The organism is Microbacterium sp. Se63.02b, assembly GCF_014171575.1.
In the GTDB taxonomy this organism is placed as follows: domain Bacteria; phylum Actinomycetota; class Actinomycetes; order Actinomycetales; family Microbacteriaceae; genus Microbacterium.
The window spans coordinates 2,780,481-2,803,421 of the sequence record NZ_CP050453.1 but is presented as its reverse complement, the minus strand read 5'-3'; the positions used below and the strand labels follow the sequence as shown (position 1 = coordinate 2,803,421).

23 protein-coding genes and 2 pseudogenes are annotated in these 22,941 nt (G+C 71.0%); 5 read left to right on the top strand and 20 right to left on the bottom strand.

Features of this window, described 5'->3' with window-relative positions:
- The first annotated feature begins 3 nt into the window (after positions 1 to 3).
- The 3 genes and pseudogenes from rsmA to G4G29_RS13735 all read left to right on the top strand — a co-directional run bounded on the left by rsmA (position 4) and on the right by G4G29_RS13735 (position 2,887).
- A complete protein-coding gene (gene rsmA, locus G4G29_RS13745; protein ID WP_183150509.1) occupies positions 4 to 873 on the top strand; it encodes a 16S rRNA (adenine(1518)-N(6)/adenine(1519)-N(6))-dimethyltransferase RsmA in 870 nt (289 codons plus the stop codon).
- Between the two features lie 9 nt (positions 874 to 882).
- Positions 883 to 1,950: an L-glyceraldehyde 3-phosphate reductase gene (gene mgrA, locus G4G29_RS13740; RefSeq protein ID WP_183150508.1), complete on the top strand. Its 1,068-nt coding sequence runs from the start codon at positions 883 to 885 to the stop codon at positions 1,948 to 1,950.
- A gap of 7 nt (positions 1,951 to 1,957) precedes the next feature.
- Positions 1,958 to 2,887, top strand: a pseudogene (locus G4G29_RS13735) (4-(cytidine 5'-diphospho)-2-C-methyl-D-erythritol kinase).
- A 23-nt stretch (positions 2,888 to 2,910) separates the two neighbouring features.
- On the opposite strand, the gene G4G29_RS13730 reads toward G4G29_RS13735, so the two are convergent.
- Positions 2,911 to 3,369 (bottom strand): Lrp/AsnC family transcriptional regulator, encoded by a 459-nt coding sequence (locus tag G4G29_RS13730; RefSeq protein WP_183152844.1) that lies wholly within the window; start codon positions 3,367 to 3,369, stop codon positions 2,911 to 2,913.
- Between the two features lie 248 nt (positions 3,370 to 3,617).
- Complete coding sequence (locus G4G29_RS20710; protein ID WP_202045284.1) at positions 3,618 to 4,517, bottom strand: helix-turn-helix domain-containing protein; 900 nt, start codon at positions 4,515 to 4,517, stop codon at positions 3,618 to 3,620.
- Positions 4,518 to 4,525: 8 nt separating this feature from the next.
- Between G4G29_RS20710 and G4G29_RS20705 the strand changes: the two genes are divergently transcribed.
- Together G4G29_RS20705 and G4G29_RS20700 are read left to right on the top strand one after the other, a co-directional pair.
- The gene (locus tag G4G29_RS20705) at positions 4,526 to 4,900 is read left to right on the top strand and encodes a hypothetical protein (protein WP_202045283.1); all 375 of its coding nucleotides are present in this window, start codon (positions 4,526 to 4,528) and stop codon (positions 4,898 to 4,900) included.
- Positions 4,901 to 5,061: 161 nt separating this feature from the next.
- Positions 5,062 to 5,361 (top strand): hypothetical protein, encoded by a 300-nt coding sequence (locus tag G4G29_RS20700; protein WP_202045281.1) that lies wholly within the window; start codon positions 5,062 to 5,064, stop codon positions 5,359 to 5,361.
- Between the two features lie 47 nt (positions 5,362 to 5,408).
- Here the strand turns inward: G4G29_RS20700 and menC are convergent, their stop codons facing one another.
- The 18 genes and pseudogenes from menC to G4G29_RS13660 all read right to left on the bottom strand — a co-directional run bounded on the left by menC (position 5,409) and on the right by G4G29_RS13660 (position 22,793).
- Positions 5,409 to 6,515: an o-succinylbenzoate synthase gene (menC, locus tag G4G29_RS13720; protein WP_183150507.1), complete on the bottom strand. Its 1,107-nt coding sequence runs from the start codon at positions 6,513 to 6,515 to the stop codon at positions 5,409 to 5,411.
- Positions 6,512 to 7,384, bottom strand: a complete 873-nt coding sequence (locus G4G29_RS13715; protein WP_183150506.1) for a GNAT family N-acetyltransferase — start codon at positions 7,382 to 7,384, stop codon at positions 6,512 to 6,514. Before G4G29_RS13715 ends, menC begins: the two co-directional genes overlap by 4 nt.
- Positions 7,381 to 7,911: a M20/M25/M40 family metallo-hydrolase gene (locus tag G4G29_RS22295; RefSeq protein ID WP_244632026.1), complete on the bottom strand. Its 531-nt coding sequence runs from the start codon at positions 7,909 to 7,911 to the stop codon at positions 7,381 to 7,383. Before G4G29_RS22295 ends, G4G29_RS13715 begins: the two co-directional genes overlap by 4 nt.
- The gene (locus G4G29_RS22290; protein ID WP_244632025.1) at positions 7,908 to 8,495 is read right to left on the bottom strand and encodes a M20/M25/M40 family metallo-hydrolase; all 588 of its coding nucleotides are present in this window, start codon (positions 8,493 to 8,495) and stop codon (positions 7,908 to 7,910) included. Before G4G29_RS22290 ends, G4G29_RS22295 begins: the two co-directional genes overlap by 4 nt.
- Positions 8,495 to 9,094: a serine hydrolase gene (locus G4G29_RS22285; protein WP_244632024.1), complete on the bottom strand. Its 600-nt coding sequence runs from the start codon at positions 9,092 to 9,094 to the stop codon at positions 8,495 to 8,497. The genes G4G29_RS22290 and G4G29_RS22285 overlap by 1 nt, the downstream gene beginning before the upstream one ends.
- A 140-nt stretch (positions 9,095 to 9,234) precedes the next feature.
- Positions 9,235 to 9,807 (bottom strand): annotated as a pseudogene (locus G4G29_RS24105) (serine hydrolase domain-containing protein); the annotation flags it as partial.
- Between the two features lie 106 nt (positions 9,808 to 9,913).
- Positions 9,914 to 10,612 (bottom strand): prolyl oligopeptidase family serine peptidase, encoded by a 699-nt coding sequence (locus G4G29_RS20685; protein WP_202045275.1) that lies wholly within the window; start codon positions 10,610 to 10,612, stop codon positions 9,914 to 9,916.
- Positions 10,516 to 11,691 (bottom strand): PD40 domain-containing protein, encoded by a 1,176-nt coding sequence (locus G4G29_RS20680; RefSeq protein WP_202045273.1) that lies wholly within the window; start codon positions 11,689 to 11,691, stop codon positions 10,516 to 10,518. Before G4G29_RS20680 ends, G4G29_RS20685 begins: the two co-directional genes overlap by 97 nt.
- Positions 11,692 to 11,844: 153 nt before the next feature.
- Positions 11,845 to 12,534, bottom strand: a complete 690-nt coding sequence (locus G4G29_RS23495) for an ABC transporter ATP-binding protein (RefSeq protein WP_183150505.1) — start codon at positions 12,532 to 12,534, stop codon at positions 11,845 to 11,847.
- Positions 12,510 to 12,887: an ATP-binding cassette domain-containing protein gene (locus tag G4G29_RS13695; protein WP_183150504.1), complete on the bottom strand. Its 378-nt coding sequence runs from the start codon at positions 12,885 to 12,887 to the stop codon at positions 12,510 to 12,512. Before G4G29_RS13695 ends, G4G29_RS23495 begins: the two co-directional genes overlap by 25 nt.
- Complete coding sequence (locus G4G29_RS13690; protein WP_183150503.1) at positions 12,884 to 14,821, bottom strand: dipeptide/oligopeptide/nickel ABC transporter permease/ATP-binding protein; 1,938 nt, start codon at positions 14,819 to 14,821, stop codon at positions 12,884 to 12,886. Before G4G29_RS13690 ends, G4G29_RS13695 begins: the two co-directional genes overlap by 4 nt.
- Positions 14,818 to 15,393 carry an ABC transporter permease gene (locus G4G29_RS20675; RefSeq protein WP_210274177.1) on the bottom strand — a complete coding sequence of 192 codons (576 nt, stop codon included), beginning with the start codon at positions 15,391 to 15,393 and terminating at the stop codon, positions 14,818 to 14,820. The genes G4G29_RS13690 and G4G29_RS20675 overlap by 4 nt, the downstream gene beginning before the upstream one ends.
- A complete protein-coding gene (locus tag G4G29_RS20670) occupies positions 15,333 to 15,815 on the bottom strand; it encodes an ABC transporter permease (RefSeq protein ID WP_202045267.1) in 483 nt (160 codons plus the stop codon). Before G4G29_RS20670 ends, G4G29_RS20675 begins: the two co-directional genes overlap by 61 nt.
- 20 nt (positions 15,816 to 15,835) lie before the next feature.
- Positions 15,836 to 17,296 carry an ABC transporter substrate-binding protein gene (locus G4G29_RS13680; protein ID WP_202045265.1) on the bottom strand — a complete coding sequence of 487 codons (1,461 nt, stop codon included), beginning with the start codon at positions 17,294 to 17,296 and terminating at the stop codon, positions 15,836 to 15,838.
- A gap of 201 nt (positions 17,297 to 17,497) precedes the next feature.
- Complete coding sequence (locus G4G29_RS13675; RefSeq protein WP_202045257.1) at positions 17,498 to 18,448, bottom strand: serine hydrolase; 951 nt, start codon at positions 18,446 to 18,448, stop codon at positions 17,498 to 17,500.
- The gene (locus G4G29_RS13670) at positions 18,445 to 19,833 is read right to left on the bottom strand and encodes a serine hydrolase domain-containing protein (protein WP_183150502.1); all 1,389 of its coding nucleotides are present in this window, start codon (positions 19,831 to 19,833) and stop codon (positions 18,445 to 18,447) included. The genes G4G29_RS13675 and G4G29_RS13670 overlap by 4 nt, the downstream gene beginning before the upstream one ends.
- 69 nt (positions 19,834 to 19,902) lie before the next feature.
- Positions 19,903 to 21,315, bottom strand: coding sequence for a serine hydrolase domain-containing protein (locus tag G4G29_RS13665; protein WP_183150501.1), 1,413 nt, complete (start codon positions 21,313 to 21,315; stop codon positions 19,903 to 19,905).
- Positions 21,312 to 22,793, bottom strand: a complete 1,482-nt coding sequence (locus G4G29_RS13660; RefSeq protein ID WP_183150500.1) for an amidohydrolase family protein — start codon at positions 22,791 to 22,793, stop codon at positions 21,312 to 21,314. Before G4G29_RS13660 ends, G4G29_RS13665 begins: the two co-directional genes overlap by 4 nt.
- Between the last annotated feature and the right edge of the window lie 148 nt (positions 22,794 to 22,941).

Here is a 22,941-nt window from a genome sequence, read left to right as displayed (position 1 = left end):
CGGATGACCGTCACCCTGCTCGGCGCCTCCGAGATCCGCCGCCTCGCCGCCGAGCTCGACGTCACCCCGACGAAGAAGCTCGGCCAGAACTTCGTGACCGATGCGAACACGGTCCGCAAGATCGTCCAGGCAGCCGATGTCCGCCCGCACGAACGCGTGGTCGAGGTCGGCCCGGGGCTCGGTTCCCTGACGCTCGCGATCCTCGAGACCGGCGCCTCCGTCACCGCGGTCGAGATCGACCACCGCCTCGCCGCGCGCCTGGCGCAGACCGCCGCAGAGCACGGGGTCGAGGCCGACCGGCTCACGGTCGTCGACGCCGATGCCCTGCGCATCACCGAGCTGCCGGGTGAGCCCACGGTCCTCGTCGCCAACCTGCCGTACAACGTCTCGGTGCCGGTCCTGCTGCACTTCCTCGAGAATTTCGCGTACCTGCAGCGCGGCGTCGTGATGGTCCAGGCCGAGGTCGCCGAACGGCTGGCCGCGAAGCCGGGCTCGAAGATCTACGGCTCGCCCAGCGTGAAGGCCGCCTGGTACGGCGAGTGGAAGTTGTCGGGCACCGTGTCGCGCCAGGTGTTCTGGCCGGTGCCGAACGTCGACAGCCTTCTCGTCGGCTTCGACCGGTCGGAGGGGGAGCGCGGCCCGGAGGACGAGCGGCGTCGCACGTTCCGGATCGTCGACGCCGCGTTCAACCAGCGCCGCAAGATGCTGCGCCAGGCGCTGTCCGGGATCTTCGGCAGCTCCGCCGCGGCATCCGAGGTGTTGATCGCCGCGGGGGTCGCTCCCACCGCTCGCGGCGAAGACCTCACGGTCGACGACTACCAGCGCATCGCGCAGCACGCAACCGCGATCGATGAGGTCGACGTCAGGGGCTAATCTGGCACGGTGACCGAGTCCTCGCGCTTCCGCCCCGATGTCCCCGAGCTGCACCGTCCGTATGCCGCGGACGAGAGCCGCTACCAGCAGTTCGCCTACCGCCAGGTCGGCACCTCCGGTCTGTACCTGCCCCCGATCTCGCTCGGGTTGTGGTGGAACTTCGGCGACAACATCCCGCTCGACAACCAGCGCGCGCTGCTGCGGCACGCCTTCGACCGCGGCATCACCCACTTCGACCTCGCGAACAACTACGGCCCGCCCTACGGGTCTGCCGAGAAGAACTTCGGACGCATCTTCGCCGAGGACCTGCGTCCGTACCGCGACGAGTTGATCATCTCGTCGAAGGCCGGCTGGGACATGTGGCCAGGGCCGTACGGCGACTTCGCGAGCCGCAAGTACATCCTCGCGAGCGCCGAGCAGTCGCTCAGCCGCATGGGCCTCGACTACGTCGACATCTTCTACTCGCACCGCGTCGACCCCGTGACCCCGATCGCCGAGACGGTGGGCGCGCTCGACACGCTCGTCCGCCAGGGCAAGGCCCTCTACGTCGGCATCTCCTCGTACAGCGCCGAGCGCACCGCCGAGGCCGTCGCCGTCGCTAAGGAGCTCGGCACGCCGCTGGTCATCCACCAGCCGGCGTACTCGATCCTCAACCGCTGGATCGAGGACGGGCTGACCGACACCCTCGAGCAGTCGGGCCTCGGCGCCATCGCCTTCACGCCGCTGGCGCAGGGTCTCCTCACCGACAAGTATCTCGGTGACGGCACGGCGGAGCGTGCGCAGAAGCGCGGCTCTCTGCCGGACGGCAAGCTCACAGATGAGGCCGTCGAGTCGCTGCGCGCGCTGAACGAGGTCGCACAGGGGCGCGGCCAGTCGCTGGCACAGCTCGCGCTGCAGTGGACGTTGCGCAGCCCGGTCGTCGCCTCCGCGCTGATCGGCGCCTCGCGACCCGAGCAGCTCGACGAGAACATCGCCGCGGTGAACGGTCCGGCGTTCGCCGCCGAGGAACTGGCCAGGATCGACGAGCTCTCCGGAGCGATCGACGTGAACCTGTGGGCGAAGTCCTCGGAGCTGTGACCGGATCATGAGTCAGGCCGCGTCCACCGAATCCGTGCACGTACGCGCGCCGGGGAAGATCAACGTCTTCCTCGGGGTCGGCGGGCGGCATGAGGACGGCTACCATGCGCTGGCGACCGTGTTCCAGGCTGTCTCGCTCTACGAAGACGTGATCGCGCGTCCCTCCGACGACTTCTCTCTCACGGTCTCCGGATACGAGGACATGGGCGAGGTTCCGCTCGACGACCGCAACCTGGCGATGCGGGCCGCCAAGCTGCTCGCCGCCGCGGTGGAGCACCCGGGGGCGTCGCGCTCGAGATCCGAAAGAGCGTCCCGGTCGCCGGGGGCATGGGCGGGGGTCTGCGGATGCGGCGGCCGCGCTCGTCGCCTGCGACGCGCTGTGGGGCACCGGCCTGTCGGCGGCACGGCTGCACGACCTCGCCGCACGTCTCGGCGCGGATGTGCCCTTCGCCCTGCACGGCGGGACCGCGGTCGGCACGGGGCGGGGCGATCAGCTCAACCCGGCTTTGGCGCGGGGACGCTTCGACTGGATCCTGGTGCCCAGCGAGCAGGGGCTGTCGACACCCGTGGTGTACGAGCGTCTGGACCTGCTGCGCGACGAGGAGGGGCGCTCGCCGACGACCCGCCGCTGTCGCTCGACGTGCCGATCCCGGTGCTCCAGGCGCTGAGGTCGGGCGACCCCGTGCAGCTCGCCGACACGCTTTTCAACGACCTGCAGGCGGCCGCGCTGTACGAGCGGCCCGATCTCGCCGAGACCATCCGGCAGGGCGTCCTCGCCGGCGCTCTGCAGGGCATCGTGTCAGGCTCGGGGCCCACGGTGGCGCTGCTCTGCCCCGATCCGGAGACCGCACAGCACGTGCAGTCCGCCCTCCGCGAAACAGGGCTCGATCCGCTGCACGTGCACGGTCCCGTTCCCGGGGCGCGCATCATCGGCTGAGACCCGTTCGCCGCCGCTGCGGATCACTCCGCCTGCAGGAGGGCGCTGACCCGATAGGGGATGACCTCCCGGAGGAAGAGACTCGTGGAGGTGCGGAGGATCCCGGGGCACAGGCGCACGACCTCGGCCACCCGGTAGAGGTCGTCGGGGTCTTTCGCGACGACGCGGAGCAGCAGGTCGGTGTCTCCCGCGGGTGCGAAGCACTCCAGAACCTCGGGGATGCGGCTCAGGGCGTCGATCGCCGCGGTGATCTGGTGCTGGTCGAGCTCGACGAGGATCGAGGCCGCGACGCCTCGGCCGAGCGCCTGGGGGATGCGGGAGCTGTGCGCGCGCAGGTAGCCGCCCGATTCGAGCCGGTCGAGCCGGGAGTGCACGGTGCCTCGGGCGAGGCCGAGGTCCTGGGCGATCAGCGCGACCGGGCGACGCGGGTCGGTGTCGAGCACACCGAGGATCCTCCGGTCGGTCTCGTCGAGGTTGGCCATATCGATCACCATCACCTTCTGCGCCACGTCGCGATTGATCGGATCGATCAGTCGGAACTCACTCTATGGTCTGAATGACCGGTGTGTGTTGAGATGTGTGTCAGATACGCAGGATGCCGGTCATGAGCGGGCATCACGCGCACTCGGCAGGACGGCCACGAGCAGCCACGTCGGGTGTCGACGGCGACGGGCCACGAGCCTCAGCCGGCCCCGTCCCCGGGAGGGACGGGGCAGGCGCTGTCTCTCGTCTACGCGTCTCCCTCTCTGGGGACGAGCAGGCGCAGCTGGACCATGGCGGAGAACCGGGCTTCGGGATCGGTCAGATCGAGTCCGCTGATCTCCGACAGTCGGCGCAGCCGGTAGCGGAACGTGTTCGGGTGCGTGTACACGCGTGCGGCGGCCACCGCCACGTCGCCGAACGCGTCGAGCCACGCCCGCAGCGTCTCGACGAGGTGCGTGCCACGCTCCCGGTCCTGCGCCAGAAGCTGTGCGACGGGTCCCGTCGGCTGATCGCCCCGCGCGCGGACGAGGTCGCCGAGTTCGACCAGCAGCGCCTCCATCTGCACGGCCGTGAAGCGGGCGACCGGCTCGCGTGCCGGTGCCTGGCGGACCACGCGGAGGGCGCGGTCGGCATTGGCGCGGGACGCAGGGATGCTCGAGGCGTCGTCCGCCACCGTGCCGACCCCGATCCGGATGTCGCCTGAGGCGCCGAGCCGGCCGAGGAAGTCGAGAGCCACGCGTGCGGCTCGGCTGTCCGCATCGCTGTGCTCCGCCCCCGCGTCGCCTTCGCCCTGTTCCGGACGGATGCCGACGACCGCGTACGCGACGTTGCCGATCACGGCGACCGCCGAGCGGAGGTAGACGGCGCCGAGATGCACGGCGAAGGCATCGGCGATCCGCTGCCGTTCGGCCACGCCGCGTGCTCCTGCCGATGGCTCGTCGCCGATCTCCTCGGCGGCCGACAGGGCGAGCACGACGCAGCGATGGTCGCTGAGACGCAATCGGGCCGTGGCGTCGGCGGCCCCCGGTCCTCCCTCGAGGATCGTGGCGAGCAGGTCGGCCCGCAGGCGGCGTTCGACATCGGCGCCCGCTCGCAGGCGCAGCATGTGCAGGGCCACCAGGCCTGCGGAGTCCTTCAGGGCCTGCACGCGATCGGGTGAGCGGCTCCTGGACCGCGGCCCAGATCGATCCGAGGATCTCGTCGCCGGCCCGCACCGCCAGGGCGACGCGGGGGAACGACGGAAGCCCCTCAGCGTTGTGCACCGGGACGACGTCGATCGGATCCTCGCTGCGGTACAGCTCCTGGAAGACGCCGCGCTCTTCGAGCTGCCGTGCGAAGCGCTCCGGCACCTGGCGTCCGAGCACGGTCTCGATGCGCGCGGGGTCGGCTTCATGCTGCCGGCCGGAGAAGGCGACCACCCTCGAGTTGCGGTCCTCGATGGTGACGGGGGCGTTCAGCAGGGTCGCGATCGCATTGGCCAGCGCGAACAGGTCGCCCGACGGCATGCCGCCGAGCGTCGTCGCGCCCTGATCGCCGACGTCGCCCTCGGCGATCAGCGAACGCAGCATCGCGGCCAACTGCGCCCAGGATGCGCCGCGTGTGAGCGACAGCACGGGGATGCCGGTGGTCGCGGAGGCCTCGCGGACAGGCTGCTCGGCGCGCACCGGCGCCCGCAGCACCAGGGCGGTCGCGTGCTGATCCGCGAGGGTGCGCAGCAGCTCGGCGATCTCCTCCGGGTCGCTCAGCCCCACGCCGAGGACCAGGGCGCCGCGCATCGGCATCGCATCGTCGAGGACGTCGTGGATGACGACCGTCTCGATCTCGGTGTCGTCGTCGACCGCGCCGCTTACCACCTCCAGCAGCGTGTTGCCGAGGTCTTCGATCACCCGGCCGAGGCTGGCCCGGGGCTTCGTCGTCACTGGCATGAGCACGAGGCCCAGGCTAGGCGGCGTGGGGGCGTCGCGGATCTGTGGGGCACGACGAAATCGTAGCGACTCTTCGTCGAGCCCGACAGGTTCGATCGGGTCTCAGTGCGCCCTCAGAGCGCGACCCATTCGGTGCGCACGGTGACGGCGTCCAGAGCATCGGGATCCGGGGCGACCCCGATGCCCGCACCCGTCGGGACCCGGAGCGTGCCGTCCTCCACGACGAAGGGCTCGGTGATGTCGTTCGCGTAGTAGCGCCCAGAGCCTGACGTGTCGCCGGGGAGCGTGAAACCGGGCAGTGCCGCGAGCGCGACGTTCGCCGCGCGGCCGATCCCGGTCTCGAGCATCCCGCCGCACCACACGGGGATGTCGTTCGCCGCGCACACGTCGTGGATGCGACGAGCCTCGAGGTACCCGCCGACCCGACCCGGCTTGATGTTCACGATCGAGCAGGCGCCGAGCGCGATCGCATCCGCGGCGGCGCGGGCCGACACGATCGACTCGTCGAGGCACACGGGGGTGGTGATGGCCTTCGCCAGCTGGGCGTGGCCGAGCAGGTCCTCCTCGTCGAGCGGCTGTTCGATCAGGAGCAGGTCGAACGGGTCGAGCCTGGCGAGATGCCGGGCGTCGCCGCGGTGGTACGCGGTGTTCGCGTCGACCTGCAACAGCACGTCGTCGCCGAAGCGCTCGCGCACCGCACGCACCGGCTCGATGTCCCACCCCGGCTCGATCTTCAGCTTGATGCGCACGTACCCCTCGTCGAGGTAGCCGCCGACCGCATCGAGCAGCTCGGGGATCGAGTCCATGATCCCCACGGAGACCCCGCAGTCGACCCGGTCGCGCACGGCGCCCAGCTCCCGCGAGAGGGGAACGCCGGAGGCCCGCAGCTCGGCGTCGAGCACCGCCAGCTCGACGGCGGACTTCGACATGCGATGTCCCTTGAACTTCGCGAGGGCCGGCGCGACTCCCGCGGCGTCGAGGTCCTGCACCTGCGCGAGGGCAGGCAGCAGGAACCGTGTGATCACGTCGACGCTCGCCGCCACGTACTCGGACGAGTACAGCGGGTCGTTCATCGCCACGCCCTCGCCCCAGCCCTCGGCCTCGTCGGTGACCGCTCGGACCACCAGCGCCTCGCGCACCGTCTGCACCCCGAACGACGTCCGGAACGGCGACACCAACGGCATCTCGATCACGCGCAGCTCGAATCCGGTGAGCTTCATCCCTGTTCTCCTCTGTCGATGGTGTACGCGCCGGAGCGGTCGAAGGAGAGCACGCGCCCTCCGCCCTCCAGCAGGGCTCCGAGCGTGTCGCGCAGCGCCAGTCGCCACGCCGTCGCACGCGCCGGCTCCGTGAGACGCAGGGCCTCGATGTCGCGCGGCAGCGCCACCCGCACGATCCTGGCGTCGGTGCGATGCCGGAGCGGACCGAGGTCGTCGCCCACGCTCAGCAGGGGCTCCGCCGTGACACGCGCGTCGGGGAGGGCGGGCTCGCCGTGACATGCCGCCACGACCAGCGGGTCGCGGACGTACCAGGTCACCAGCATCCGGTCGGTGTCGTCCGCCCCGTTGAGCGCATCGGCCATGTGCCCGTAGAAGTTGCGGTGATACGACGTCGGCGTCGCGGCGAGCTTCACGAGATTGAAATGGGCGTTCCTGCTGATCAGCGGATCGAAGGTCCAGGAGATCTCGTCGAGCCCCTCGGCCAGCGCCCAGGCGCGCTGATGCACCTTCAACGCGAAGCCGACGCTGCGGCCCCGCATCCGTTGCGAGACACCCGCGATATGACTGTGCAGCGCCCGCTGATCGGGGGCCGCGAAGAATCCGAAGCATGCGCCGACGAGCTCGTCGTGCTCGAACGCACCCCCCACGTAGCTCCCCGCCTTGGACAGGGCGCGCAGGGTCTCGACGTTCACGGGCGAGGTCTCGCCCTGCTTGGTCCAGATGCGCTGGAACAGGTCGGCGACCCGCGTGAACTCGTCCACGTCGCCGAGCAGGCGGATCTCCACGCCGGCCGTGGCCGCCGCAGCGCTCGCCGCGTCCGCGGCCTCCTGCGGTGAGGCGCTGTATGCCGCGGCGTCGGTCACGCTCATGCCCTCCCTCCCGGCAGAGCCGCGGAGAGCAGCCCGTGCAGCAGCGCGATGCGCTCGGGGATCATCGCCACGATCACGTGCTCGTCGTCGGCGTGCGCTCCACCGCCGACGGCGCCCAACCCGTCGAGGGTCGGCACGCCGAGACCCGCGGTGAAGTTGCCGTCGGAAGCCCCGCCGACCGCGACGCCCTCGAACGGCGTGAGCCCGGCGGCCTCGGCGATCGCGACCGCCTCGGCGAAAAGTGCGGCGGACGATTCCCGCTCCATCGGCCGACGATTCGCACCGCCCTCCACCCGGATCACGGCGCCGGGGAGCGTGGGGGCGATGGCACGGATCGCCGCGTCGACCCGGTCCTGCTCCGCGATGGTGCGCACCCGCACATCGACGGCGAACTCCGCCCCGGCGGGGACCGTGTTGGTGGTGCTCCCGGCCTTCAGGAGCGTCGGGGTGACGCTCGTGCCCGCGGCGGCGTCGCCCAGGGCGGCGACCGCGAGCAGCAGATGGGCGGCTTCGACGGCGGCATTCACGCCGCGCTCTGGTTCGAGGCCGGCGTGTGCCGCTCGGCCTTCGACGTGCACCCGGTACAGCGACACCCTTTGCGGGCGATCTTCACAGCACCATGGTCGGCGGCGGCCTCGAGCACCAGCACCGCGGCGCAGCCGAGGGCCTCCTGCTCGATCAGCGCGCGTGAACTCGGCGACCCGAGTTCTTCGTCGCCCGTGATGAGGATGCTGACGCCTGTGCGATCCGGCAGTGCGGCCACCGCGTGCAGGGCCATGACGACGCCCGTCTTCATGTCGAAGCAGCCGGGCCCGCGGAGGATCCCGTCGGAGACGCCGAACGGCAGCCGATCGAGAGAGCCCAGCGGCCACACGGTGTCATGGTGACCGAGCACCAGCACGGCAGGGTCGCCGAACCGCCAGCGCAGGTGCGTCCGCCCCTCGAGGACGATCCGTTCCGGCCCGACGCCCAGCACACGCTCGCCGAGAGCGGCCACGACGTCGGCGCTGCGGGCGACGGCTGCGAGATCGTCCGATGGCGACTCGCACGAGACGAGGGTCTCGATGTCGGCCAGGACCACGTCGAGATCCTGGCCGGCCTGCACGATCATCACGACACCTTCGGCGCGGCGCGGACACCGTGATGCAGGTAGCGCTCGCCGCTGGGCAGTGAGTAGAAGACGACGGCGTTCCAGTTCTGCTCGCCCTCCGGCCGCATGACGAACTCGCCCGTGCGCACCGGCACCAGTGGATGCTCCTGCACGGGGTCGGGGAGGAGAGCGGCGAGCGGGCCGTTCAACGTGGTCCGCATGCGCAGACCGCCGTCCTCTGCGAAGATCTCGGTGCGGACGCCCGAACGGTCGTACACGCCGACGTAGTCGGAGAAGTCGTCCTCGAAGGGCTCCTGCGGTGGGGTGAGCCCGACCGGGAGGTGCACATCGGCGACCTCGGCGAAGATCTCGTCGAAGAGCTCGATGTACAGGTCATGCGTGTTCCCGCCGTTGGTGAGCAGCGTGACAGCGACCTGCTCGTCGGGGAGGATGCGCAGGAACGCCGCCTGTCCGATCGTGTTGCCGTCGTGGCCGTACAGCCGGTGGCCGTCCCAATCGAAGAGGATCCAGCCGACGCCCCACGCGTCGCCGAGCGAGTACGGATCGGGCATGTCGACCTCGCGCTGCTGCATCCGTCGCACGCTCTCCTCGGACAGCACCCGTGTGCCGTCGGCGGCGAGCCCCCGGTCAGGTGCATGCGCGCGAAGGCGAGCACGTCGGCCGTCGTGGAGTTGACGAGTCCGGCAGGGCCCATCGCCCGCGGCAGCATCCATGCCGGCGCGAGGGTGGGCTCTCCGTCGTCGTCCACGCCCGTGTGTCCGCTGGCCGCGCGGAACATGATCGCCTCCTCGGGGAGGGTGGTCGAGTGCGTGAGCCCCAGCGGGGTCATCAGCAGCTCGCGCATCGCCTGGTCCCAGCTGGTGCCGGTGATCTTCTCGATCACGCGCCCGGCGAGCACGAAGCCCGAGTTGCAGTACGACATCGTGGCACCGAGCGGGTGGTTCTGCGCCACACCGTCGAGCAGGGCGACGTACTTCTCCAGGGTGTCGTCGCCGCGGCCGGTGTCGGTGAAGACGTCGCCGTCGATCCCGCTGGTGTGCGTGAGGAGGTGGCGCATCGTGACGGTGCGGGTGACCTCGGGGTCGGAGGACGAGAACTCCGGGACGTACTCCACGATCGGCGCATCCAGGTCGAGCTTGCCCTCGTCGACCAGTCGCATCACCACGGAGGTCGTCCACACCTTGCTCATCGAGCCGATCTGGAACACGGAGTCGTCGGTGGTCTCGATCCCCGTGCGGGCGTTGAGGATGCCGTGATGCGCATATACCGGCTCTTCGCCCAGGCGGAGGATTCCGAGGGTCGCTCCCGGCACCTTGTGCGCGGCGGCGAGGGCGCTCAGCCGCTGCTGCCAGTGCCGGGCGTCGAGGCGCGCGCGCACGGGCCTGCCTGCGGGGGTGCGTACTGCTCGACCCAGTCGATCACGCGCTGCGAGAAGTCCGCGCGGTGCGAGGGCTTGCCGGAGAGCACGAACAGATGCGAGCCCCGGGATACAGCACCAGGCGCGTGGGCACGTCGCGCTCGCGGAGGGCCGTGAACCACTGCTCCGCCTGGCCGACGGGGCACCGCTCGTCTGCGGCGCCGTGCAGGATCAGAGTCGGCGTCGTGACCCGGTCGACCTGGGTGAAGGGCGACTGCGCCGAGATCCGCTGTTCGTCGCGCCAGGCCAGGCCGCCGTTCTCCTTCTCGGCGAGGAAGTGTCCGTAGTCCGAGGTGCCGCCCATCGAGAAGAGGTCCGTCACCACGCCGCCGGCGACCGCCGCCGCGAACCGGTCGTCGCGCGAGGTGAGGAAGCAGGTCATGAACCCGCCGTAGCTGTAGCCGGTCACGGCCAGCCGTGCCGGGTCGGCGATGCCTTCCGCGACGAGTTCGTCGATCGGCTCCAGGAAGTCGTTCGCGTCGTTCACACCCCAGCCGCCCGACACGGCGGAGAAGAACGCGTCGCCGTAACCGTCGCTGCCGCGCGGGTTGAGGGTGAGGATCGCCCACCCGCGGCGCGCCAGCACCTGGTGATAGGGGTGGATCAGATCCGCCGCGCCGTTCCACGCGTTGTGGGGTCCGCCGTGGATGTCCAGCAGCAGCGGAGCGGGCCGGCGGCGTCGGGATCGCGGCGCAGCCACCCCGTCACGACTGTGCCGTCGGAGATCGTGAAGCGCCGCTCCTCGGCGGGCACCAGCTCGAACTCCGGCGTCCCGTACGCCGTGAGGGTGCGGTGCGTGCCGTCTGCCAGGTCCACCAGGGCGACATCGCCGAACGAGTCGGACGAGGCGACGACGACCGCGGCCGAGGCCCCGGCCACCGACAGCCCCGAGACGTTGCCGCCGCCGCCGATCAGGGGGACGGCGTCCGACCCGTCGAGGCGGATGCGGTACAGGTGGGAGTACCCGTTGTCGCGCAGGCAGAAGACCAGGGTGTCGTCGTCGGCGAACTGCGGCATGCCGCCCGGGTATCCGGGGCCGCCGGGCATCACGTTGCGGTCGAGCGATCCGGTGAGGTTCCGCACCTCGCCGCCGTCGAGCGGGAACAGCAGCAGGTCGGCGTTGCCGACCTCGGTGTCGGTGCGCCCTGCGGCGATCACCCGGCTCCCATCCGGAGTCCAGCCGACGGCTGCGGCCTGCACGTCGGGGGCGCTGATCCGCACCGGGGCGCTGTTCGGGTCGGTCGACGAGACGACGAAGACCGGGATGCGCATGGTGAGGTCCGCGTCGTCGTCCGGGCTGGACGAGAAGGCGAGCTGCGTGCCGTCGGGCGACCAGAACGGGTCGGTGGCGTGCGCGCGACCGCGGGTCAGCACGGTGACCGCCCCCGACGCGACGTCGAGCACGTGCAGCTGCTGCACGAGCGTGCCGAGGTTTCCCGCGCCGTCGGCCTTGTACCCCAGACGGTCGGTCGCCGCGGGTGCGGAACGCCGGGCGAGGATCGTGTCGGCGCTCTCCCCGGGGAGGGCCGCGGTGTCGACGGGGGCGGCGAAGGCGATGCGCGTGCCGTCGGGGCTCCACACCGGAGTGCCGGCGCCGAGCGGAAGAGTCGTCAGGCCGCGCGGCTCTCCTCCCGTGGCCGGGAGCAGCCAGATCTGCGCCGGACCATCCTGAGCGCGCAGGAAGGCGAGCTGGGCGCCGTCCGGACTCCAGACCGGAGTCGTGTCCGCCGTCCCGTGCGTGAGGGGGCGGCGTCGCCTCCGGAGGCCGGCACCTGCCACAGCGCGCGGGTGTCGCGATCGCCGTCGCGGTCGGTCGTGCGGAGCACGTACGCGACGCGGGAACCGTCGGGCGACAGCGCGGGTTGCTCGGGTGAGCGGAGGGAGAGCAGGTCGTCGACGGTGAGGCGATTCATGAGGGCTCCAATCGGATGGTCAGTTCACTGTGTCCGCAGAGTGCGGGGAGCGTGTTGTGTCGGCGGCCGAAACCAGGAGGGTGCTTTGGGGCGAGGGCACAGTCCCCAGCGCGGCGTGCGGACCGGAGCCCGCGAAGTGGCATGCGGCTCCGACCGTTCCCGTGGGACGCGGCGGCTCCGTGAGGACGCAGATCTGTCGATCGGGCCGCGCGGCGGGGCCGATGGGGCATCGCGGGTGGAAGCGGCATCCGCTCGGCGGGGCATGCGGGTCGGCCGGTTCGACGTCGACGGGCGCGAGCGGGTCGACCGCGAGGAGGTTCCCGTGCCTGGTCGGTGCGGCCTGCAGCAGGTCGCGGGTGTACGGATGCTGCGGGTCGGCGAGCACCTGCTCGGTCGGGCCGACCTCGACGATCCGTCCCAGGTACATCACGGCGATGTGGTCGCTCAGGTAGCGCACGACCGAGAGATTGTGCGAGATGAACAGCATCGTCAGGTCGAGCTCGCCGCGGAGGTCGCGCACGAGGTTGAGCACGGACCCCTGTACCGAGACGTCGAGTGCCGAGGTGATCTCGTCGGCGATCACGACATCGGGCCGGGCGGCGAGGGCTCTCGCGAGGGCGATGCGCTGGCGCTGGCCACCGGAGAGCGCCGCCGGCAGCGACTGTGCTCGATCGGCGTCGAGGCTCACCAGGTTGAGCAGCCGTGCCACCTCGGCCCGACGGGCTCTGGTGCCCCGCAGGTCGCGGGGAGGGCCTCCGCGATCGATTCCCCGATCGTCATCCGGGGATCGAGGGAGGAGAACGGGTCCTGGAAGACCATCTGGATCGGGCGGCGGCGACGGAACCCGCGGACGTCGGCGCCGTCGAGCGTGATGGCTCCGTCGCTGATCGGTGCGAGGCCGATCGCCGCGCGGGCGAGGGTGGACTTGCCCGATCCGGATTCGCCGACGAGCCCCACGACGGACCCGGAGGGCACGGTGAGGCTCACATCGTCCACGGCGGTGAGACCGGAGCGGTGCGTTCCGTAGCGGACGCTGACACGATCGAAGCGGAGCTCGCTCATCGGGGGACCGTCTCTTCCTCGACCTGCGTCTGCGCCGCGGAAGCGGCGACGCGGTGGTCCATCGGATGCCAGCACGCCACGCGATGCCCGGGTCCGGCGGCGGCGAGTTCCGGGTCGCGCTCGCGGCAGACCGCCGAGGCGAGGGGGCAGCGATCGGCGAACGCGCATCCGGGAGGGAACGCCCCGGGCGCCGGTGGGCGGCCGGGGATCATCTTGAGGGGCGCATTCCGATCCGCGTCGATCTCGGGCACCACCTCGAGGAGCGCCCGTGTGTACGGATGCTGCGCCCCCGTGTGCAGGTCGGCGGCGGGCAGATCCTCGACGATGCGGCCGGCGTACATCACCAGCACGCGCTCGCAGGTCTGCGCCACGACGGCGATGTCGTGGCTGATCAGGAGGATCGCGGCGTCGGTGTCGCGGCGCACACCGGCGAGGAGCTGGAGCACCTGGCGCTGCACGGTGACGTCGAGTGCGGTGGTCGGCTCGTCCGCGATGATCAGACGCGGATGGTTCATGAGCCCCATCGCGATCATCGCCCGCTGCCGCATGCCACCGGAGAACTCGTGCGGGTACTGGTGCGCGCGACGGGCGGCGGCCGGCACCCGCACCGACTGCAGCCGCTGGACCGCGCGGGTCATGGCGTCGCGGCGGCTCATGCCCTGATGCTCCGACGCGGCCTCCGCCAGTTGCGAGCCGATCCTCCTGGTCGGGTTGAACGAGGTCATCGGATCCTGGAAGACCATCGCGAGCGAGGTGCCGAGAAGGCTGCGGATCGCGCGGTCCGGTGAGGTCAGCAGCGAGGTGCCGCAGAAGTCCAGACGAGCGGCGTCGATGTGCCCCGGGCGCTCGATCAGTCGGGCGGCGGCGAGAGCGGTCAGACTCTTGCCGGAGCCCGACTCGCCGACCACGCCGATCGCCTCGCCGCGCGAGATCGTGAACGACACCCCGCGCACCGGCGTGACCCATCCGGCGGGCGTGGGGAAGGAGACGCGCAGGTCGTCGACGAGGAGCACCACGTCGTCGCCGTCGACCTGCGCGGGCTGAGGGGCGTCGACGCGCGTGGGCGACGACGCGACAGCGGGGAGAGCGTGTCGGCGACGAGCCGAACGCCCGCCGAGGGCGGCCGCCGCGGTCTCGCCGAGGAGGTTGAACGCGAGTCCGGCGATCACCACGGCCACCGCGGGGCCCAGGGCCGCCGCGGGGTTGAGGTAGATGCGGTTCAGGCCTTCTCCGAGCAAGCGGCCCCAGTCGTATGCCGGCACCTGCACGCCGAGCCCGAGGAACGACAGGCCCGCGAAGGCGAGCAGAGCGGATCCGGCGGCGACGGTCGCGTTGACGATGAGCGGTTCACCGATGTTCGGCAGGATGTGCCGGATCAGGATGCGGAAGCGGGACACTCCGGCCACCTGCGCGGCGGAGATGAAGTCGCGTCCTGCGATCGCGGCCGAGAGGGTCTGGGTCAGCCGGGCGAACTGCGGCGCCATCGCGAAGCCGATCGCCAGCACCGATCCGGTCGTGCCGACCCCGAAGATCACCGCGAAGAACAGGGCGAGCAGGAGCCCGGGAAAGGCGACCGCGATGTTCACGAAGCCCACGATCGGTCGGCCCGCCCACCGCGGGAGCACGGAGGGCGCCGTGCCCAGCAGGGTTCCTGCGACGACGCCGATGATCACCGCGAGCACCGCGAGCACCACCGAGAGCCGGGTCGCCACCAGGACCCGCGCGAGCACATCGCGCCCGAGCGTGTCGGTGCCCAGCAGATGCGCGGCGCTGGGCCCCTGCGTGATCTCGGCGGGGTTCACCTGCTCGGCCTGAGCGCCCCAGATGAGCGGTGCGAAGATCGCGGCGAGGGCGACCAGCAGGAACAGACTGAGCGCGGTCAGTCCCAGGGGCGATCGGACGATGCCCGACCAGGCGGTGCGTGCCGACATCATGCCTCCCGGATGGTGGATCGAGGGTCGAGGAGCGCGAGGATCACGTCGATCACGAGGTTCACCAGCAGGACCCCGATGCCGTACACGAGCACGATGCCCTGCACGACCGAGTAGTCCTTGGTGAGGATCGACTGGACGATCATCGTGCCGAGGCCCGGCCAGGCGAACACGTTCTCGACCAGCACCGTGCCCGCGACCATGCCCGTCAGCAGGAGGCCGGTGAGGGTGAGCGTCGCCGTCATCGCGTTCGGCAGGGCGTGGCGCGAGTAGATGCGGTGCGGGGCGAGCCTCTTCGCCCTGGCGGTGCGGATGAAGTCCTGGCCGAGGACGGACAGCACCTCGACGCGGATGATGCGCGAGAACACCGCGATGGGTCCGACGGCGAGGGCGACCACGGGGAGCACCAGCGCGAACGGCGCCGTGTTGCCGGCGACCGGGAACCAGCCCAGCGAGACCGCGAACACGTAGACGAGGCCGACGGCGAGGAGGAACTCGGGGATGGCAGCGAGGATCACGGAGCCGGCGGCGAACGCGAGCTCGAGTCCTCGGCGCCGGCCGCCGCGGGTGGCCACCGCCATCGTGACGCCGAGGGGACGGAGACCAGGAGCACCAGCAGCACCGCGAGGAGGGCGAGCTGCAACGTCGCCGGGAGTCGGGTGGAGATGATCTCGGACACGGGTTGGCTGGTGATCATCGACGACCCCATGTCGCCCGTGAACAGGCCGCCGATGTAGTGGAAGTACTGCACGAGGAGCGGTTGGTCCAGGCCCAGCGCCGCGCGTTTGGCTTCGACGAGTTCGGCGGGGGCGTTCAGCCCGAGAGCCGCTCGCACCGGGTCTCCCGGCACCAGGTGGATCATGAGGAAGGCAGCCGTGACCAGCACCCACACCGAGAGCACGAACTGCCCTCCGCGACGGACCAGGAAGGACACCCAGGGGTTGTCCGACCGTGCGGATCTGATCAGTATCGCCTGTGTGGCGGTGGTGCTGGCCATCGGCTGACTCCGGCTCTCTGCTACTCGAACATCCGGATCGACGTCGGGTCGATCCCGTCGCTCTCGGTGAAGGTCGACTTCTGCGCGAAGGTCGAGCGCACGATGTTCGCGTACGGGACGACGCTCGTGGTCTCGAACAGCGCCACCTCGGCGGCCGACCACTCGTCGCATCCCTCGGTGCCCGGCTTCTGCGACGCCGCGGTGACGGCTGCCGTGTAGTCGGCGTTGTCGATCGAGGCGAAGTTGGTGCCGTTCGGCGGGGTGGGACCCGAGTAGAACGGCACGAGCATGCTCGGCAGGTTGACCGTGAGGGGCGCGGCGGAGATGTCCCAGTCGCCGGTGGAGAAGAGCACCTCGCTCAAGGTGGGGGAGTCGACGGCGGTGACCGTGATGTCGACGCCGAGGTCCTTCCATGCGGACTGTGCGAGTTCGGCGGCGGCGTTGCCCGCGTCGCCGAGCTGCGAGGAGTAGATCATCCGGAGGGTGAGCGTCTCGCCGTCCTTGCTGCGTACCCCGTCGGAGCCTGCCGACCAGCCGGCGTCGTCGAGGGCGGCCGCCGCGGCGTCGGCGTCGAACTCCGGCAGGTGGCCCGACACGGTGTCGGCACGGCACGGGTTCGGCGACACGGTGACCAGGCCGGTCGGCACCGTGGCCTTGCCGCTGCCGATGACCTGACGCATCTGCTCGAGGTCGACGGCCTGCATGAGCGCGTCGCGCACGGCCTGGTCGGCGGTGGCCCGGCCTGCGGCCTGGTTGAACGTGAACGATCCGCCCGGCGTCTGGAGGTCGGTGTGGTACAGCCCGGCGCTCTCCATGCGCGCGCTGTCCGGACCGATCACGAGCGCGGCGTTGACCTCGCCGGAGAGCAGCAGGTTCGCGGCGGTGGTCTCGTTGGGGACCACCCGGAACACGACGGTGTCCGGCAGGCCCTTCTGCGTCGCATCCCAGTCGCCGGGACCCCAGGTGAAGTCATCGCGGCGCGTGAGGGTGTACTGGCTGTTCGGCACGATCTCGGTCATCGTGAACATGCCCGTCGATCCTTCGCCCTTGGCGAGGGCGTCCGGGTCGTCGATCACGGTGCCGCACACGATCGACACGCTGCCGACGTTCTCGAGCAGGAACGAGTCGGGGCGTCCGCTCGTGACCGTGACGGTGCCGGCGGTGTCGTCGCCGACGGCGGTGGTCCCCGGCTGCACCTGCAGGCCGATCAGGGGCGAGCCGTTGGCGGGGTCCCCGATGTGCGTGATGTTCGCGGCGACGTCGGTGGCGGTCAGCGGCGTGCCGTCGTCGCAGGTGATGCCGTCGCGCAGGGTGAAGGTCGCCGTGGTGGTGTCGGCCTCCCACGATTCGGCGAGGCCGGAGACGATCGAGCCGTCCTCCGTCGTCTCGACCAGGCGCCCGTAGACGAAGCGGTCGATGGAGCGGGCGACCGACATCACGGTGATGAACGGGTCGAGGCTGCCCGGGTCGGTCGAGATCACCGAGGTGAAGGTCTTGCCGTCCGCGAGGACACCCTCGGCGCTGTCACCGCCTCCGGGGGAGCGCTCGCGGCGCAGGATGTCAGGGCGAGGGCCGTGACGGCGAGCAGGGCGACCAGCGGGGTACGAGAACGCATCAGAAGCCTCCAGCAGTGTCTGTGATGGTGCAGTGTCTGGGATGGTGCAGTGTCTGGGATGAGTGATCTACAGCGATGGGGTGCGAGCGACGGGGGAGGGGGTCAGTGTGCGCGCAGGTGCTCGACCGCGGCGAACCCCGCCCGGCCGATCGAGGCGTCGACCAGGGGCTGTCGGTCGGCGAGAGAGGTCGCGCGTGAACACGGCGACCGCGTACTGGCGGCCGTCGGGGTAGGTGACGACGCCCGCCTCGTTGCGCCAGGTCGGGAGCGTGCCGGTCTTGGCGGCGATGCGCACTCCGTTCGGGAACCCCGAGGTGAGCCGGTGCGGCCAGATCTGCTGGGCCATGATGTCCCTGGCCTGGCGGCACGCGTCGGCGGGAGCCGCGGTGTCGGTCCACAGGGCGTTCAGCAGCGTCGTGACGTCGCGCGGGGTGGAGTGCGAGGTGCGGACGGGGTGCACCGCGTCGAGCGCCAGGATCTGCTCCGGGGTCGCACTGCCGAGCAGCTCGTCCAGGTCGCTGTCCGGCGTGCCGCCGAGGTCGGCGACCACGGAGGCGAACAGGTCTTCACAGCATCCGATCAGGCGGGTGCCGTCGAGCCCCAGGTCGTCGATCACGCGGTTCACGGCGTCGGCGCCGAGCCGGTGGTAGAGCACGTCCGTGGCGGCGTTGTCGCTCATCGTCATCATGTTCAGGGCCAGGTCGCGCCAGCTGGCCTCGACGTCGTCAGCGAATCCGGCCGTTCCGACGCCGCCGATGCGGTAGCGCGCCGTCACGGTCGTGCGACCGGTCGGGTCGAGCTCACCGGCGGCGACGGCCCGGACGTAGGCGGTGAGCACCAGGATCTTGAACACCGAGGCCAGGACCACCGGTTCGTCTGCGCCGTGCGTCACCTCGGCGGCGTCGGTGGCGCCGGCGGCGCCGATCTTCCGCGCATGGAGGAATCCGGCGGCTCCCGCATCCGTGAAGATGTCGGCGATCTCCGCGGTCGCCGGAGCAGCCGCGGTGATTCCGCTCATGCGTCGATCCGCCGATCCGCGCGGCCCGTGTGCAGGTAGAGCGCGCGTCCGCTGCCGTCATCGCCGACGAAGGCGTGCGGCATGCGCATCCCGTGCTCGGCCTTGCGGGGGAGCAGGGTGTCGCCGGACCAGCCGACGAGCTCGACGGGCTCGGGGGCAGGGCCGAGTTCGGCGAAGATGCCCTTCATGGTGCGGTCGAGCCACACCCGTCCGTCGTCGTCCACGCGTACGGTCGAGTCCGAGACGGACGACGAGTACGTGCCGAGCACCCGCTCGAGGTCGATGGCGACGGGCGCCTCCGGAACAGTCGGCAGCGCGGGCACCGTGATGCCGGCGAGCGCCGCGAGCACCTTCGACACGATCGCGTGATAAGCGTCGACGGTCTGCCCGCCGTTCGTCAGCACGGCGACGGCGACGCCGGCGCCCGGCACCATCCGCAGGAACGCGTTCTGCCCGATCGTGCCGCCGTCGTGCCCGATCACCGTCCCGCCCTCCCAGTCGAAGATCTCCCAGCCGAGGCCCCAGGCGTCGCCCATCAGCCCGAGTTCGGGAAGCTCGACCTGCCGCTCCTGCATCGCCGCGACGCTCTCCGCGGAGAGCACGCGGGTGCCGTCGGCGGCGGTACCGCCGTCGAGGTGCATGCGTGCGTACGTCACGAGGTCGCGTGCGGTCATGGCGAGCATCGATCCGGCGGGTGCGTTCGAGCGCACCAGGCTCCACACCGGCGCCGCGACCGGCTCGTCGCTGCCGTCCGCGGGGATGTGCCCGAGCGCCGCGCGGAACATGATCGCCTCCGCTGCGGTGGTCGCCACGTGGGTGAGGCCGAGCGGTGCGATCAGGTGCGTGCGCAGCGCCTGGTCGTACGGCAGATCGCGCAGCACCTCGACGATGCGACCCAGGACGACGAACGCCGCGTTGTTGTAGGAGAAGCGCTCTCCGGGGGCGAAGAGCTGCGGGGCGTCGGCGATCGTCGCCAGATACTTCTCCACCGCGTCGTCGCCCACACCCGTGTCGTTGAAGAGGTCGCCCTCGAAGCCGCCGACGTGGCTGAGGAGCTGTCGGGTCGTGATCGCGCTCGCCGCGGCATCGTCGCCGATCGCGAAGGCGGGGAGCGTGTCGCGCACCGGGGCGTCGAGGTCGAGCCGCCCCTCGTCGACCAGCTGCATGATCAGCGTCGCCGTCCAGGTCTTGGTGATCGAGCCGATCTGGAAGACCGAGTCCTCATCGGCCTCGACGCCGGTGTTGCGGTTCAGGATGCCGGTGGCGGCGGTGAAGATCTCGCCACCGGACAGGATCGCGACGGATGCCGCGGGGATGTGCGCGTCGGCGAGCAACGTGGGCAGGTTCTCCTGCACCCAGCTGCCGATTTCGTTCAGGTCGGACACGTGCGCTCCTCTTCGTCGAAATGGTTCGTCCCGCTTGCCGTCGATCGGGGTGACGGCGATGGGCCGAGACTATTCGGGTGTTTCGCGGGGGCGTTGGTCGGCCCGGACGAGACTTGGCTCGACGTTGGTCGTGTCGGACGAAGCGCGGTCTTCAGCGTCGTCTGACCGCACGCAGACCCAGGTGGAGCAGTTCGGGGCCGCCCTCCGCGGTGTCGAGGAGGCGCCCGACGGGCTGGTCCGTGTCCGTGACGAGCGCACCGTCCGACCGCACGCGCAGACGCACGGGCGGACGCGGCGGATGCCGAGTGCGGCGATGTCCTCCCGCAGCACCATGTCGAACTCCAGGGCGTCGCCGACGCGCGTGACGTCGTAGTGCCACTGGCCGGCGTCGTAGCGGCCGACGACCTCGTCGAGCCTCTCCAGCGGGCGCAGGTCGACCTGCTCCGCGGACCGAGAGATGCCGCGAAGACGTTCGAAGCACCAGTCGATCACCTTCCCGCCGAGTGCCTTGCCGCTGCCGCTGTTCGTCAGCACCGTGATCGCGAGGTCCTCGTCGGGCGCGAGCACGAACTCGCTCAGCTGCGTGTCGGCGATGTTCCCGCCGTGCATGACGACCCTGGCCGATCCGTGGCGCGAGAGCAGCCACGGGAACCCGATCGCGTCGACGGGAGGTCCCGCGGTCAACTGGGGTTGCTGCATCAGCCGTCGTGTGGCCGTGGTGACCGGGGCGGCGCCCGCGCTCTCGCCGCGCATCTGGAACCGTGCGTACGTCAGCTGGTCGCGCACCGACGACACGATGCCGCCCTCCGGTCCGATGTCGCGGGTCAACGGCCAGGAGGAGAACGTCGTCATCGCGCCGTCCTCGCCGGGGACATGCCCGACCGCATGCGGTCGGCCGATCACGTCCCAGGGGAAGAAGAACGTCTCCGTCATCCCGAGCGGGTCGAGGATCACGCGCTGAACCGCCCGCTCGAACGGCGCACCCGTCACCACCTCGATGATGCGGCCGAGCAGCCGGATACCGGCATTGCTGTACGACGCGATCGTGCCGGGAGCGAAGAACTGCGGGAGGTCCGAGTACCCCGCGATGTTGCGGGCGAGCGCGTCGTCGTCCCAGCCCGGCTGTTCGTCGGCGTCGCCGAGGAAGCCGCCGGAATGGGTGAGGAGGTGTCGCACCCGCAGCGCGGCGAGGGCATCCGCATCGGCCAGGCGGAAGTCAGGGAGCACGTCGACGACGCGGGTCTCGAGGTCGAGCTCGCCCTGCTCGATCAGGTGCATCGCGACGGTCCCGGTGAAGGTCTTCGACGTGGATCCGATCTGGAACAGCGTCCGCTCGGTCACCCGTGCACCGGTGTCGAGGGCGCCGACCCCGGTCGCGGCGACGAGGTCGTGGTCGCCGTCGACCACGCCGACCACGGCGCCGGGCACACCGAGCTCTGCGGCCGTCGCGTCCAGGAACTCCTGCAGCTCGTCGTTCGTCATGCGTCTCCTCTCACCGCGCGCCCCGGCAGGGCGTCGGTCACGATCTCTCCCGCGTGCACGACCGCTGTGCCGTGCACGTACAGCTGGCGGATGCCTCGCGATGGCCTGGTCGGGTCGGCGTAGGTCGCACGGTCGGTCAGCGTGGCGGGGTCGATGACCACGACGTCCGCGTCGGCGCCGATCCCGAGGTGGCCCTTGGCGCGCATCCCCGAAGACACCTCGTCGAGAACACGCGCCGGCAGGTGCGAGCAGCGACGGAACGCTTCGAGCCAGGTCCACGTGCCGCTCTCGAGCACCATCAGACGCAGGGACTTCGCGAAGGTGCCTGCGGTGTGGGGGTGGGTGTGGCCCCCGGCGGGGAGCGGCCAGTCGCGCTGCTCGTACACCGTCCGTCCGTCGCCCGCCCAGGAGATCGGCATCGCGTCGCTCGCGACGATCGCGTCGGGGTAGGCGAGCGCGCGGTGCAGGTGCGCGCGATCGAAGGGATCGGCCTCATCGAGGAACGTGACGATGCAGGTCGCGCCGGGGTCGGTCGCACGCACCTCGCGCAGACGGGCCTCGTCGGCGATGCGCTCTCCGGTGTCTACCAGCACGAGGGAGCGCGGCGTGATGCCGAGTCCTGCGAGTTTCTCCGGGGCCAGGAAGAACGCACCGATCGCGGTGCTGCCCGCGCCGTAGGGATAGGCCTCGACGGTCACCCTCGACCCGGCGGCACGGCTGCGGTCGAGCAGTGCCAGCACGCGGTCCACGTGCCGCAGCGACGTGCTGTTGACGTGGCAGTGGTGCATCGCGGCGCCGGTCTCGGCCGCGGCTCTGACCAGCTCCTCCGAGCCGTCGATGGGCGTGCGGGGGTCTGCCTCGATCAGTTCGCGCACATGCGTGAAGGTCGGGGCGTGCGCGGCGGCGGCGAGCCGCGCGAGGTCCAGGTACTCGTCGGGATCGGAGCGCGGCGCGTACCCCATCAGCACGCCGATCCCGAGGGCGCCGGCGCCGAGCTCGTCCTCGAGCAGGCCGAGCCAGTGGCGGCGCTCCGCAGGGGAGGAGGACCGCTGCCAGTCGGGCTTTGCGAGCAGGTCCATCGAGGCGGTGAAGTCGGCGACGGGAACGCGGTCCAGGTGCGCGTAGGCCCTGGCCTGCGACCAGGATGCCGAGAAGCCGTAGTTCACCGGCCGACCGTCGGCCGCCGCGCGCGCCATGGCCTCGGCGATGGGCATGAGCCCGGCTTCGAGGTCGAGTGCCGTGGTGACGCCGTCCATCGCCTGGAGCCGCTGTCCCGCGATCGAGTGCACGTGGCTGTGGAGGTCGATGAACCCCGGTCCGACGATCAGACCGGAGGCGTCGACGATGTCGGCGCCTCCCGGTGCATCGAGATCGTCGCCGATCGCGGCGATCCGTCCATCGGCGATCAGGAGGTCGGCGACCCGGTCGGTCGCGGTCTTCGGGTCGATGACGCGCCCGCCGCGCAGCAGAGTGTCCACGCCGCCACGATGCCATGCAGGGGCCGGGTGGTCCGGTGCCGCTCGACGAAAGCCGGGGTGATTCCGGTGCGAGCGCACAACCCTTCCGGCGCCCTCCGCGCGCCCGAGACGTGCATGCGCGCGCGCCGCGAGACATAATGAAGTGACG